This window comes from Phaeobacter italicus (assembly GCF_001258055.1).
Taxonomy (GTDB): Bacteria; Pseudomonadota; Alphaproteobacteria; order Rhodobacterales; family Rhodobacteraceae; genus Phaeobacter; species Phaeobacter italicus.
In genome coordinates this window covers 753,176-766,577 of sequence record NZ_CVRM01000011.1, presented here as the reverse complement: position 1 = coordinate 766,577, position 13,402 = coordinate 753,176, and the positions used below count along the sequence as shown (strand labels likewise).

Here is a 13,402-nt window from a genome sequence, read left to right as displayed (position 1 = left end):
GCCCACTCTTTCTGCCTGAGAGATAGGTCTTCACGATGGACTTTGATGATGATCTGATTGCCTGTGCCGAACTGGTGCAGAAGGGGGATCCAGACCGGTTTCAAACCGTCATGGCCTCGCCGGTCAAGGTGCGGGGCGCGTTGTTTGCGCTCTATGCCTTTAACCTGGAACTGGCGCGCGCGCCCTGGGCGTCGGCGGAGTCGATGATTGCCGAAATGCGGGTGCAATGGTGGCGTGATGTTGGCGCAGAAATCGCCGCAGGCGGGCCTGTGCGACGGCACTTCGTGGCGACCCCTCTGGGCCAAGTGCTGCGCCCGGATCTGGCGGCGCATATCGATGCAATGGCCGAGGCCCGCCGTTGGGACATCTATCGCGACCCGTTCGAGGATGCGGCCGCACTTGCCGATCATATCGACAAGACCAGTGGCTCGCTGATGTGGATGGCTGCGGCGACCCTTGGGGCAACTGACGAGACAGTCGTGCGTCGCTTCGGCTTTGGCGTTGGTGTGGCGAATTGGCTGCGGGCGATCCCCAAGCTGGAAGCGGAAAAACGTGTTCCGCTGCTTGATGGGACAGAGGTCGGGGTCAAGGCGCTCGCACAGTCCGGCCTTGAGGCCCTGCGGGAGGCCCGCCAACAGCGAACAAAGGTGGCGCGATCTGCACTGCCTGCGATGCTGCCGGGCTGGCAGGCAGAGGCGATCCTGCGACAGGCCATCGCAGAACCCCAACGTGTGGCAGCGGGAGAGCTGGGCACCAGCGAGTTTCGCCGCCGTGCAGGGCTGATCTGGCGGGTGAGCACAGGTCGCTGGTGATTTTTCCAGCGACATCTGTGTGAAAACCAGATTTCCGCAAAAAAACGCCCGCGCAGACCTGCGCGGGCGGTTCTGTTTCAGCAATCGGTGGTGCCGTCAGGCATCGCGCAGCGCCCGTGGCCGCAGAACCAGCCACAGCAGCGCGCCCCCGGCAAGGGCCAGGAAGGGTGCCATCGCCATATTGACAGCGGTCCAGCCCTCGACCGGCGAGCCGCCAGAGCAGTTCATCAAACCACCTGAGGCCAGCGAGGCAAAGGTCACGCCGCCAAACACCAGAAGATCGTTCAACCCCTGCATGCGGCCACGCTCATAGCTTTCATGGGCACCAGCGAGCATGGTCGTCGCCCCGATGAAACCAAAGTTCCACCCGATCCCAAGCAGGATCAACGCGATAAAGAAGTTCTCAAGATCAACACCTTGAAGGGCAACAGCGCCTGCACCAGCAAGAATGAAGAGGCCAGCGCCGACAATCTTTTCCACCCCAAAGCGGGCGATCAGGTGACCGGTAAAGAAAGACGGCACATACATCGCCAGAACGTGGGCAGTGACCACATCTGCCGCGTTTCCTTCGTCAAAACCGCAGCCGACCACCGCAAGCGGGGTGGAGGTCATCACGAGGTTCATCAACGCATAGGACACCATCGCGCAGATCACGGCGACCGCAATCGTTGGGGTGCGCAGCATCTCCATCCGGCTGCGCCCTTTGGGGGCGTCCTCGGCCGGGCGGGGCGGTTTCGGGATCTTGAGGAAGACAAACAACAGCGAGCCAATCACATTGATCGCAATCACCGCCATATAGGTGCCGAGAAACGGAATAACAAAGGCCTGGCTTGTCGCCTTGACCAGCTGGGGCCCGATGATGGCGGCAAGAAGCCCACCAGCCATCACATAGGAAATCGCTTTTGGCCGGAACGCCTCTGACGCGGTATCGGTGGCGGCAAAGCGGTAAAAGCCGTGGGCGCTCATGTAGATGCCGGTCATGAAGCTGCCGAGAAGGAAAATCGGGAAGGAGCCCAGGTAAAGGCCATACGCCCCGATCAGACCGCCAATCGCGCCGGCCGTGGTTCCGACAAGAAAACCGGCCCGCCGTCCGTAGCGTTGCATGATGGCGGAAATCGGGGTCGCTGCCAGCATGGAGCCCGCGACCAAAAGGGAAATAGGCAATGTTGCAAAACAGGCATTGCTGGCAAGCGATTGACCTGCAAGACCACCAATGGTGAAGATCATCGGCATCTGCGCGCCCAAAAACGCCTGCGCAAGCACCAGAATGACGACATTGCGCTTGGCAATCCGGTCGTCGTGAAGGGGAAGGCTGTCAGTCATGACAGATGGGTAGCCGTGAAAATCGGACGGGGCAAGAATGATGATGGTTGGGTGCGCTATGCGCGCGAAAAAGACGCAAGGAACGGCAGATGGCGGGACAGACGGACAAGGGCGATGTGGGACGGATCATTCTGTCAGACAGCTGTGTGAACGAAGGCGCGATGTGGTTGGCCGGCCAAGACCCCCGATTTGCAGACGCGCTGGCGCAATGCGGGCCACTGCCACTGCGGCGCAAGCCCGAAGGATTTGCCGAATTATTGAGCGCGATCGTCAGTCAACAGGTCAGCGTCGCCTCGGCCAATGCGATTTGGGGGCGCATGGTGGCGGCAGGGCTTGACCGGGCTGCGGCGATACAGGTGGCAAGCGACGAGGATCTGCGCGTTGCCGGGCTCAGTCGGCAGAAAATGCGATACGCCCGCGCCCTGGCAGAGGCCGAGATTGATTTTGACGCCCTGCGCCACGCCCCGGATGATGAGGTGATCGCCACCTTGACCCAGGTTTCGGGGATTGGCACCTGGACAGCAGAAATCTATGCGATGTTCTCTTTGGGGCGGGCGGATGTGTTTGCTCATGGCGATCTTGCCCTTCAGGAAGGGGCGCGACTGCTCTTGGGGCTGGCGGATCGGCCGACGCCGGCCAAGATGCGCAAGATCGCAGAAGCCTGGTCGCCGTGGCGTTCGGTTGCGGCGCGCGTGCTCTGGGCCTATTACCGTGTGGCAAAGGACAGGGAAGGGATCCGATGACACGAGTTTTGAAAGCCGAACGCAAGGAGCCGCTGTCAGGTCAGACACGCTCGGTTGTGGTGTTTCTGCACGGCTATGGCGCCAATGGCGCTGATCTTCTGGGGCTTGCGGATCCGCTGAGCGAGCATCTACCAGACACGCTGTTTGTGGCACCTGATGCCCCCGAACGCTGCGCCGGTGCGCCATTTGGCTTCCAGTGGTTTCCGATCCCCTGGATTGATGGCTCCTCGGAAGAGGAATCCATGCGTGGGATGATGTCGGCAACCGAGGATCTGAACGCGTTTCTGGATGCCTTGATGGTGGACGAGGATGTGCTGCCGGAGCAGGTCGTTTTGTTCGGGTTTTCGCAGGGCACAATGATGAGCCTGCATGTCGCGCCGCGTCGCGAAGATGCGATTGCGGGGATTGTTGCCTTCTCGGGTCGGCTCCTGTCGCCTGAGACTTTCAGCGACGAGGTGATCTCCAAGATGCCGGTTTTGCTGGTTCACGGGGATGCGGATGATGTTGTTCCGCCCCAGTCCCTGCCAGAAGCTGCAGAAGCCCTGCAGGAAGCCGGGTTTCAGGATGTTTTCGCCCATATCATGAAGGGGACCGGACACGGCATTGCGCCCGACGGGCTGAGCGTGGCGCTGGCGTTCATGCGGGACAAGCTGAGCCTCTGATCACCAAGATCGCAGACACGAGAGCAAAGCCGCGCGAGGATCAGCCCTTGCGCGGCTTTCTTGGTTTTCGGGGTTTGGCGCTGCCTGCTTTGGCGCTGCCTGCTTTGGTGCCCGTGGATTTGCCGGGCTTTGGACGCGAAACGCGCGCCTCTTGTTTGGCTTCGGCCTCTTCTCGGGCGTGACGGCGGGCGATGGCCTGACGGTTGGGCACGTGTTTGGGTCTGGGCGGACCGGGAATGTTGGGCACCTCCAGATCCTCCCATTGTCCCTGACCCAGGCCATTGAGGGTCCACGCGCCGATTGCGGCGCGGATCAGGCGCAATGTGGGATGGCCGACCGCTGCCGTCATCCGCCGGACCTGCCGGTTGCGCCCTTCGCGGATCGTCAGCTCTATCCAGCTGTCAGGGACGGATTTTCGCACCCGGATCGGTGGGTTGCGCGCCCACAGGCCTTCGGGCTCGGCAATCAGTCGCGCTTTGGCGGGGCGGGTCAGCCCATCTTTCAGCTCAACCCCTTCGGCGAGCGCAGTGATGGCCGCCGCGTCTGGCGTGCCCTCGACCTGAACCCAATAGGTTTTTGGCATCTTGTGCTGCGGGTCGGAAATCCAGGCCTGCAGACGCCCCTGATCCGTCAGGAGCATCAGCCCCTCGCTGTCCCGATCCAGTCGCCCGGCAGGGTAAACCCCGGGCAGATCGATCCAATCGCTGAGCGTCGCGCGTGGGCTGTCGGTGCTGCCGCGATCTGTGAACTGCGGCAGGACATCATAGGGTTTGTTGAAACGGATCAGACGGGTCATGGGCCTGCAATAGGCAGCACAGAGCAGCCACGCAAGGGGATCCTCCTGTCATGGGGGTGTCATGGAATCATCCTAGCGATGACAGGACCGGCTTGGTTGGGCGCAGATGCGGGCTTGATAATGGGGCTTGCCAGCTTGCTGACACGATATATAGTTGAATTCAGGCAGGGGCGGGCTCCCCGCCCTGGCGTCGAACCACAGACTGACCGGGCAGTAGGACCGTTGCAGAACATGCCAGACCACGATGATATCCGCACAGACATCAGCCAGCCGGGCCGGGCCCGGCTGTTGGCGTTGTCCTGTGTCGCGTGGCGGGATGATCCGCACCATGGTGTCAGGGTGCGTCCGCTGAGTGGCCTGCGAATACGTGCAGCCCTGAGCAGGAGCCCCCTTTGGACGCAGGTCCTGGTTCTGTTGAGCATGTTGAATTTTGAGACAAGCGCGTGGTTTCCACGCGCTTTTGTTTTTTCTGAAACCGTTGGTGTGTCGGGTCGTGCTGCGGCGCGGGGGCAGGGCAACGGACAATGGCAGGGGCCTTGGCGCGGACCTCAGCTGTTGCAACGAGGAGGTGAAGTATGACGGTCGCCGTTGGCAATCTGAGGACATTGATCCTGAATGCAGATATGCAACCCCTAAGCTGGGCTCCGCTGTCCGTGTGCAATTGGCAGGATGCCTTTGTCGCGGTCCATCAGGAACGCGTGATCCAGGTCAAGACCTATGAGGATGTGGAGGTCCATTCCGCGACCCAGTCATTTGAGGTGCCGGCCGTTGTCGCCCTCAAACGCTATCGCAAGCGCAAGAAGGTCGCCTTTACCCGGTACAACGTGTTCCTGCGGGATGAGTTTTGCTGCCAGTACTGCGGCAAACGGTTCCCCGCCAAAGAGCTGACCTTTGACCACGTGATCCCGCGGAGCCGGGGTGGTGAATCCTCCTGGACCAATATCGTGGCCTGTTGCAGTGCCGACAATTTGCGCAAGGGCAATCTGACCCCGCAGCAGGTGGGGCTGAAGTTGCGGCGCAAACCCTATGCGCCCAGCCCGCATGAACTGGACAACATCGCCCGACGCCTACCGCGGCCAAAGCCAGAGCTGCACCAGACATGGATGGATTTTCTTTATTGGGACAGTGAGTTGGACAGCTAAGTTCCACCGATATGCAAACGTAAAACGGCCCCGACCAGTTGTGCTGGCGGGGCCGCTTGTCGTCTTTCCTGCGCCGCTTAGGGTTTGGCGCGCTGAACCATGCCAAACAGATCACGCGGATCATCGGGATCGGCCAGCATGTCGAGATCAAAGAAGAAATCGGTGCCCTTGATGCGATCACGGATGTAGCGCAGGGCCGAGAAATCTTCGATGGCAAAGCCAACGCTGTCAAAAAGGGTGATCTGCTTGTCGTCGCGGCGGCCCGGTTTCTCGCCCAGGATCACCTGCCACAGCTCGGTCACTTCGAAATCTTCGGGCATCTGCTGGATTTCGCCTTCGACGCGGGTCTGGGGCGGAAACTCGACAAACACGTCAGAGCGGGTGAGGATGCCGGGCGCCAGTTCGGTCTTGCCGGGGCAGTCGCCGCCGATGGCGTTGATGTGAACACCGCTGCCGACCATGTTGTCGGTCAGGATGGTGGCATATTGCTTGTCTGCGGTGCAGGTCGTCAGGATCTGCGCCCCTTCGATTGCTTCTTCGGGGCTCTTGCAGACCACAACCTCAAGGCCGCTGCCTTGCAGGTTGGCGGCGCATTTTGCGGTTGCTGCCGGATCCACGTCATAGAGCCGCACGGATTTCAATCCGCAGATCGCCTGCATTGCGAGGCTTTGAAACTCTGATTGCGCGCCATTGCCGATCATCGCCATTGTGGTTGCGCCTTTGGGGGCCAGGTGTTTTGCCACCATGGCAGAGGTTGCAGCAGTGCGCAGCGCAGTCAGGATGGTCATTTCGGTCAACAGAACCGGATAGCCGGTGTAGACATCCGCCAACAGACCAAAGGCCGTGACGGTCTGCAGCCCCTCAGAGGTGTTTTTCGGATGGCCGTTCACGTATTTGAAGCCATAGGCCTCGCCATCTGAGGTTGGCATCAGCTCAATCACGCCGACGTCGGAGTGGCTCGCGACGCGCGGGGTTTTGTCGAACAATTCCCAGCGTTTGAAATCTTCCTCGATATAGGCGGCAAGATCCTTCAGCACCGTGTCGATGCCGATGGTGTGGATCAGGCGCATCATGTTGTCGACGCTTACAAAAGGGACAAGAGCCTTGTCTGAGGGTTGGGTCATGACACAGTCCTTTCACGGGGGCTGAGGTGGATGCCTGCCAGCATGCAGCGCACCGACCCGCCTGCGGTTTCAATAGTTGGAATGTTGAGCGGCAGCAGCGTGGCGCTCTGCTCGATGAGGGCGATCTGATCCGGGCGCAGCACTTCGGCTGCACGCGCAGACAGCGCCAAAAGTCGTTTGCGGCCCTTCAGCTCAAGCGCGTTACCGGCAAATCCGGCAATCTGCTCTGGCGTCAGGTCGATCACTGTACGTCCGGTTTCCTCCAGCCGTTGTTTCACCTCGGCCCGGCGGACCGGGTTGGTGATCATCTCAAGGCAGATCAGCGCATAGTCGGTCCCGATGCCCATCAGCACATTGGTGTGATACACATCGCGTCCCGCCGCATCCTTGGCTTCAAACACCATGGGTTCAAAGTTGAAATGGGTGCAGAAGCGTTCCAACAGCACAGGATCTGCGCGATTGGATTTGACGGTATAGGCGATGCGCCCGATGTGATCGAGCACCATCGCGCCGGTGCCTTCCAGTGCGAGATTGTCCTGTTCCAGCCCGGAATAGTCGATCACATCCTGTACACGGTAATCCCGTTTCAGCAGTTCGATCACGTCCCAGCGGCGTTCTTTCCGGCGGTTGGGCGCATACATGGGATAGACCGCAACATGGCCACCTGCGTGGGTCGAAAACCAGTTGTTCGGAAACACGCTGTCGGGCGTGTCGCGGCTGGTGTCATCAAAGACATGCACGGTGACACCGGCCGCGCGCAGGGTTTCGACTGCGCCATCGAACTCCGCAAGAGCCTGCGCGGATGTCACTTCGGCTGTTTGATCTGCCAGGGTTTGAAAGGCGTTGTCGTCACGTGTTTCCGGGTTGGAGCAGAAATGATGCGGCCGGATCATGACCACGGCCGATGGGGCCTGCAACAGCGTCATTGATAGCTCCGGGTCGGGCGATCGAACACGCGGCGGCCCAGTGCCGAAGCGCAGAGATCAACCATCAGGTGGGCGGTGCGGCCACGTTCATCAAGGAACGGGTTCAGCTCTACCAGATCAAGCGAGGTCATCAGCCCGGAATCGTGCAGCATCTCGCAGACCAGATGGCCTTCACGCACCGTGGCGCCCCCCGGAACGGTGGTGCCCACGGCAGGTGCGACAGACGGGTCAAGGAAGTCGACATCCAACGACACATGCAACATGCCATTGGCGTCTTTGACACGTTGCAGGAACACAGAAAGCGGACCGGCGATGCCGTTTTCATCAATGTCGCGCATGTCATGGCGGTGGATCTGGCTGTCTTCCAGCGCCAGGCGTTCGGGAGTATCGACAGAGCGCAGGCCGATCATGCAGACGTTTTCCTGCGGCACGGGGTTTGCGACCTTGGGAAAGCCCGCAAAATCAGGGCGACCTGTGAAATAGCCGACGGGCGTGCCGTGCAGATTTCCGCTGTCCGTCGTGGCGGGGGTGTGGAAATCGGTGTGGGCATCAAGCCAGAGAACAAACTGCGGGCGCCCGACTTTTGCTGCGTGGTTTGCCACCCCGACAACAGAGCCGAGCGACAGCGAATGATCGCCGCCCAGAAAAATCGGCAAGCCATCTTTCATCGCTTCTTCCGCAGCGCGGATCAGTCGATTGGTCCAGCCGATGGTTTCATTGCGGGCAAAGATCAGCTCTTCGCCGCTGTCAGGGGCATGATCGGCAGGGCGCAGGTTGCCCTGGTCGATCACCTTGTGGCCCAGGCTTTGGATTGCGCGCGCCAGCCCTGCCGTGCGATAGGCGTCTGGGCCCATCAGACACCCTGCGCGTCGCTTACCACTGTCTACGGGGGCGCCGATCAGAATACAGGTCTTGGATGTCACGCGCATATCTCCTCTGCGAAAAGTGAATAGCCTAGAGAAATCTCCGATTTGAGGTGGATTCCAGCGATCAATTTGCCCATATAGTAGGTCAAATAATCAAGGTGGACAGAAAATTGGACAAAACGGACGAAAGGCTGATCGCCGCATTGCGCCACAATGCCCGCGCGTCTCTGTCGGATCTGGCGTTGCAACTTGATCTGTCGCGGACCACGGTCCGGGCGCGGATCGAGCGGCTTCAGGCCCGCGGGGATATCCTTGGGTTTTCAGTGGTTCTGAAGGAGGATGTCCTACGCGATCCGGTGCGGGGGCTGATGATGATCGGCATCGAAGGCCGCGGAACCAGCCGGATCCTGCGCCAGCTTCAGGGCCTGCCAGAGGTGCGGGCGATCCACACCACCAACGGGCGCTGGGATCTGATCGTGGAGCTGGGCACCGAAACGCTTGAGACACTGGACACAGCGCTCGCGAAAATCCGGACTTTTGAGGGGGTTGTGAGCAGCGAGACCAATCTGCTGCTTGCCACCAAGAAAGACAGCTAAGACTGCTGTTTCAACAGTGGAATGTAAAAAGACCGCCCTTGGGCGGTCTTTGTGTTTTCTGGCGTGGTTCAGGCCTTGCGCATGTGATTGGCAGCGGCGATCCAAAGCAGCGCAAGGACAAAGGATGCGATCGCATTCCAGCTGGCCATCGACAGACCCAGCATCTCCCACGGGACATCATCGCATCGTACCAGCGGTGCGGACATGATTTGCTGCATCAGCTCATCCGCGCTGAGGTTGCCAATCGGCCCAGAGGTGCAGGTGCTTGGCCCTTCCCACCAGCCGCGCTCCACCCCTGTGTGATAGGCCCCGACACCTGCGGTTGCCAAGGCGGCAAGCGCGCCAAGATAGGGCAGGATCAGGAGTGGAAATGCCAGCGCGACAGCGCCAATCACCACGGCCGCCCCATGTGGGTAGCGTTGCCAGATGCAAAGTTTGCACGGTGCCATTTCACCGATGTACTGAAAGCCAAAGGCCCCAAGAAGGAGCGCAGCAGAGCCTGCGCTGGCGAGGATGATGAGAAGTCTGCTCATGTTCAGAATGCCTTAAGTGCGAGAAAGCCACCGAACAGCGCCACCACGAAAACCGTGAAGACGAGGCCGAGGCGTTTTTCGATAAAGTCCCGGATGGGCGCGCCGAATTTCCACAACAGCCCTGCAACAAGAAAGAACCGCAGCGCTCGTGCAAGGATTGAGGTGGCGATAAAGGTGCCAAGGGGCATGCCGGTCCAGCCGGACATGATGGTGATGACCTTGTAGGGGAACGGGGTGACACCGGCCCCAAGGACGGCCCAGAACCCGAAATCATTGAAACGTGTGTTGAATTCGGCCATGGCGTCCGCCTTGCCCATAGCTGCCAGCACGGGCTGGCCGATGCTGTCGTAGAAAAACGCACCGATCGCATAGCCAAGCACCCCACCCGCGACCGATGCAATCAGGGCGACCAGCGCAATGAGCCAGGCCCGGTTGGGGCGCGCCAGGATCATCGGGATCATCAGCACATCCGGCGGGATCGGAAAGACCGAGCTTTCAACAAAGGCGACGGCACCTAGCCACCATAGGGCCCGCGGATGATCGGCCAGGGCCATGGTTCGGTCATATAGCGCGCGCAACATTGTGTGGGGGCTCTCCTCGTCAGTTGCCAAAGCGGTGCCACGTGGTCGCTGAAAGGTCAACCATTGCAATCACGCCCTTCCAGGAAGGGGCGTAGGGCAGGACCGCAGCTGGCAGATCCTTGCCTGCCGGTTCGCAAAATTTCCGTTGATCAGACGTGATTTGCCTCTGGACCTCCCCGCGCCGCTTGGGTAGGAGTGTGGAAGTTGCCCAAGTGGCGGAATGGTAGACGCAGGGGATTCAAAATCCCCCGCTGGTGACAGCGTGCCGGTTCGAGTCCGGCCTTGGGTACCATCGCAAAAACAGAGAGTTAGCTTTGGCTGCTCTCTGTTTTTTCATTTCTGGATCTCGCAAAACCTATGGCGTTGTGACGGGCAAAACCGGTTGCTGGTTTGTGGCCCGCTGTGCTGGCCTGGTGCTGCAATTCACTCTGCTCGCCATGATTGCGTCCTGTTGGGATGCTCTGCTGAAAAAGTGCATCTGCTTGACGTTGGGATCGACTGGGCGACATGCTGATGGAAACTGCGTTAACCAGAAGCTGATATTCTGGGGCAGCTAATCAAAGTAAGAGGTGAGCGTCATGGAATTGGGATCAGTCGGAGGACAGCCAACAGGCGGTCAGTTTGCGCAACCGTCTCTCATGCCTGTGACCGGCGATCTGGAACGGTTGTCGGCAAGTTCCGGGCAGGAGTTCCTGCAGACCTTTGTCGATATTCTGCAGGACGTGTTGCAAAACGACTTTATGGCCATCAGCGAGCTGCGTGTCGTTGAAAGAGAACGGATTCAGGTCAAAGCAGGCTGGATGGACGGCGAAAACATCGAGAATTTCGAGTATGATGCCTGTTTTACGCCCTGTCTCGACGCGATCCGAAGCGCCCAGATCATCATCACGCACAAGGGCGTACAGGACGCATATCCCGAAGACGACCTGCTGCGCCACAAGGGATTGGAGAGCTTTATTGGCTTTCCCGTTGTCAACGTCCACGGAGAGGTGATCGGCCTGATCCAACTTGGCTGGAAACACCAGATCGAAGAGGAAGAGAGCCAGCAGATTGTTGAGCTGATCGCGGATTTCGCCCGTCGGATTGCAACCGAGCTGGAAAACCTCCGCACCGTGCGAATCCTCAAGGCGCTGGCGCGAGGGCCTTCAGAGCCGTCAAAGGACGTGTTCCGTCTGGTGGCCGAGCAGGTGCAGCTGCTGCTGGGTGTTCGTGCGGTGATGATCGCAGAATGCTCGCAGGATGATGCCGATTACTTCAAGATTCTGTCCTATTGCGAAGGCAATGATTGGCTGACGGACATGGAAGGTCAGTTGATGACCTATGAGGGGCGGCCCTGTCATAACCTCAAATCCCAGCCAGAAGAGCGGATCGACTCTGGCCTTGCAGAGGCCTATCCCCATCATCCGCGCTACCGTGAGGCGAATTTCAACGCCTATCTCGGCATTCGGGTGAACGATACCGAGGGGGAAATGATCGGCCACATCGTGGTGTTCAACCACGAAGGCGTGATCACCCATACCCTCGAGACAGAGCTGCTGTCCGTTCTGCGCGACCGGCTGGGGTTTGAAATCATGCGCCAACGGACCCTGGAACAAGAATAGCAGCCCGGTTTGAGCCACAGGGCGGTCGGCCCCGTCAAAGATGAGACAGCAGGTTTGTCCGGGGCGGATTTGCCGGATGGTTTAGGGTCTGGGCGGGCCAACACGGGCCGTGCTCAGGCGTGATCGGCTCCGCGCACACAATTGCGCCCGGCGGCCTTGGCCGCATATAGCGCGCGGTCGGCGGCGGTCAGCAGATCCTGCGGCAGTTCTCCGTGATCGGGGTAGCTGGCGGTGCCGATGGAGACGGTGACACGGGGCAGGGTGGCCGCACCGTAGCGGATCGACGTGTCCTCAATCGCAAGGCGCAGCGCCTCTGCCATGTTTGCAGCAGTGGCCTGATCTGCGCCCGGCAGCAGAACCGAAAATTCCTCTCCTCCAAAGCGGCAGGGCGTTTCGCCATTGCGAAACACCTCCTGCATCTTGTCGCCGATGGCGCGCAGAACCATGTCGCCTGCGTCATGGCCGTGATTGTCGTTGAAGGCTTTGAACTTGTCAGCGTCAAACGACAGGATCGAGAAAGGCGTATTCTTGCGGGCGGCCATTGTGTGTTCTGCTCGCAGGGCCTCAAGAAAATAGCGCCGGTTGAAAAGCCGGGTCAGCGGGTCACGGGTGCTTTGGTCATGGAGCTCATCGCGCAGTTTCACATTGGCAATGGCAAGGCTGATGTGTTCGCCGCATTGAAGCGCGAGTTCAAACCCCTTCTCTGCGGCGTCTTTCGTGGTTTCGGGCGGATAGGTGACATGCAAAAGGCCCACGGTGTCACCATGGGCGACGATGGGAATGCACAAGGCATCTTCTACGGTGCGCAGGATCGGGTGATCCCGCACATGACCGCATTCAAAGGAAAACCCATCCGCATCAAAGCGGTAGCCCCGCCCGCGTCGCAGTGCCCAACAGCTATCTGGCGCAATGTGTTCCTGCAGATGCGCATCACCCCAGGAACAGGCGCCATCCAGCACATCCCGGGAGTTGGAATAGATATACAGCTCTCCCTGCGTGTTCGGCAGGGCCTTGGTCATGAATTTTGAAACGACCGTAAACAGCTCTTCGAGCGACTTGCAGCATTGCAGCCATTCATCAAGCTCCGCCAGCGCCTTTGCCTCTGTTCGCCACTGCTGTTCCTTGGCAAGCATCGCCTTTGCCTGCTGCTCTGCCTCTTCGGCCTGGTGTTTGGCGGCAGCCAGGTCTGCGGCGTCGCGGCGAAACTGTGTGACGTCGGTGAATGTCACGACGTAGCCGCCATCCCGAAGGGGGCGGGCGAAGGAGTTGATGACCTTGCCCGATGCCATGTCGCGGTCGAAATGAAACGGTTGGCCGGTGGTAAACAGCTGCTGCACCTCTGCCTTGCGGTCGGCCGTGATGACCCCTTGCGCCACAGTGATGGACAAAAAGGCTTCGCGCGTCATGCCAACGCAAAGGTCATGTGGGCCAAGTTCGAGGACCTGAAAGATGCGTTCGTTATGCAGCGTGCAGACCCCATCAGAGGACCACACCAAGATCCCCTGTTCCATCTGGTTGAGAACATCCCGCATCTGTGCCAGCAGCGCGTCATTTGGCGCCGCGGCCTCGTGCCGTTCAAATGCACTGGGGGTTTCTAGTACCATACCGATCTCCATTCCACCGGACCAAGTCTATCAGCCAACCTTGACCAAGCGTTAAATCGCTGGCCGGAGAATGTATAAAATGCCATCAACCGC

At 59.8% G+C, this 13,402-nt stretch carries 14 protein-coding genes and 1 tRNA gene; 7 read left to right on the top strand and 8 right to left on the bottom strand.

Annotated elements, in window-relative coordinates; translation table 11 throughout:
- Positions 1-35: 35 nt before the first annotated feature.
- Positions 36-812, top strand: coding sequence for a squalene/phytoene synthase family protein (locus NIT7645_RS06880; RefSeq protein WP_008559748.1), 777 nt, complete (start codon positions 36-38; stop codon positions 810-812).
- A 96-nt stretch (positions 813-908) separates the two neighbouring features.
- On the opposite strand, the gene NIT7645_RS06875 is transcribed toward NIT7645_RS06880, so the two are convergent.
- Positions 909-2,135: an MFS transporter gene (locus NIT7645_RS06875; protein WP_008559674.1), complete on the bottom strand. Its 1,227-nt coding sequence runs from the start codon at positions 2,133-2,135 to the stop codon at positions 909-911.
- An 89-nt stretch (positions 2,136-2,224) separates the two neighbouring features.
- Between NIT7645_RS06875 and NIT7645_RS06870 the strand changes: the two genes are divergently transcribed.
- Together NIT7645_RS06870 and NIT7645_RS06865 are read left to right on the top strand one after the other, a co-directional pair.
- Positions 2,225-2,878 carry a DNA-3-methyladenine glycosylase family protein gene (locus NIT7645_RS06870; RefSeq protein WP_008563255.1) on the top strand — a complete coding sequence of 218 codons (654 nt, stop codon included), beginning with the start codon at positions 2,225-2,227 and terminating at the stop codon, positions 2,876-2,878.
- Complete coding sequence (locus NIT7645_RS06865) at positions 2,875-3,540, top strand: alpha/beta hydrolase (RefSeq protein WP_037302356.1); 666 nt, start codon at positions 2,875-2,877, stop codon at positions 3,538-3,540. Before NIT7645_RS06870 ends, NIT7645_RS06865 begins: the two co-directional genes overlap by 4 nt.
- Before the next feature lie 40 nt (positions 3,541-3,580).
- On the opposite strand, the gene NIT7645_RS06860 is transcribed toward NIT7645_RS06865, so the two are convergent.
- The gene (locus tag NIT7645_RS06860) at positions 3,581-4,336 is read right to left on the bottom strand and encodes a pseudouridine synthase (RefSeq protein WP_008558973.1); all 756 of its coding nucleotides are present in this window, start codon (positions 4,334-4,336) and stop codon (positions 3,581-3,583) included.
- Between the two features lie 575 nt (positions 4,337-4,911).
- Between NIT7645_RS06860 and NIT7645_RS06855 the strand changes: the two genes are divergently transcribed.
- The gene (locus tag NIT7645_RS06855; protein WP_008562607.1) at positions 4,912-5,478 is read left to right on the top strand and encodes an HNH endonuclease; all 567 of its coding nucleotides are present in this window, start codon (positions 4,912-4,914) and stop codon (positions 5,476-5,478) included.
- Between the two features lie 77 nt (positions 5,479-5,555).
- Here NIT7645_RS06855 and ocd read toward each other — a convergent pair whose 3' ends face one another.
- The 3 genes from ocd to rocF are packed head-to-tail and all read right to left on the bottom strand — an operon-like array spanning position 5,556 to position 8,451.
- Positions 5,556-6,602, bottom strand: coding sequence for an ornithine cyclodeaminase (ocd, locus tag NIT7645_RS06850; RefSeq protein ID WP_008559992.1), 1,047 nt, complete (start codon positions 6,600-6,602; stop codon positions 5,556-5,558).
- Positions 6,599-7,528 (bottom strand): citrulline utilization hydrolase CtlX, encoded by a 930-nt coding sequence (ctlX, locus tag NIT7645_RS06845; RefSeq protein WP_037302358.1) that lies wholly within the window; start codon positions 7,526-7,528, stop codon positions 6,599-6,601. Before ctlX ends, ocd begins: the two co-directional genes overlap by 4 nt.
- Complete coding sequence (rocF, locus tag NIT7645_RS06840) at positions 7,525-8,451, bottom strand: arginase (protein WP_008559411.1); 927 nt, start codon at positions 8,449-8,451, stop codon at positions 7,525-7,527. Before rocF ends, ctlX begins: the two co-directional genes overlap by 4 nt.
- Before the next feature lie 113 nt (positions 8,452-8,564).
- On the opposite strand from rocF, the gene NIT7645_RS06835 reads away from it, so the two are divergent.
- Entirely contained in the window at positions 8,565-8,990 is a 426-nt protein-coding gene (locus NIT7645_RS06835) for an Lrp/AsnC family transcriptional regulator (protein ID WP_037302819.1), read from the top strand.
- A 68-nt stretch (positions 8,991-9,058) separates the two neighbouring features.
- Here the strand turns inward: NIT7645_RS06835 and NIT7645_RS06830 are convergent, their stop codons facing one another.
- Positions 9,059-9,523, bottom strand: coding sequence for a disulfide bond formation protein B (locus NIT7645_RS06830; protein WP_008562019.1), 465 nt, complete (start codon positions 9,521-9,523; stop codon positions 9,059-9,061).
- Between the two features lie 2 nt (positions 9,524-9,525).
- Entirely contained in the window at positions 9,526-10,104 is a 579-nt protein-coding gene (locus NIT7645_RS06825) for a YqaA family protein (RefSeq protein ID WP_008561793.1), read from the bottom strand.
- Positions 10,105-10,310: 206 nt separating this feature from the next.
- Between NIT7645_RS06825 and NIT7645_RS06820 the strand changes: the two genes are divergently transcribed.
- Together NIT7645_RS06820 and NIT7645_RS06810 are read left to right on the top strand one after the other, a co-directional pair.
- Positions 10,311-10,396: transfer RNA gene (locus NIT7645_RS06820), tRNA-Leu, on the top strand.
- A gap of 286 nt (positions 10,397-10,682) precedes the next feature.
- A complete protein-coding gene (locus NIT7645_RS06810; RefSeq protein WP_082204836.1) occupies positions 10,683-11,705 on the top strand; it encodes a GAF domain-containing protein in 1,023 nt (340 codons plus the stop codon).
- Between the two features lie 113 nt (positions 11,706-11,818).
- Here the strand turns inward: NIT7645_RS06810 and NIT7645_RS06805 are convergent, their stop codons facing one another.
- Positions 11,819-13,309 (bottom strand): diguanylate cyclase, encoded by a 1,491-nt coding sequence (locus tag NIT7645_RS06805; RefSeq protein WP_008559502.1) that lies wholly within the window; start codon positions 13,307-13,309, stop codon positions 11,819-11,821.
- Between the last annotated feature and the right edge of the window lie 93 nt (positions 13,310-13,402).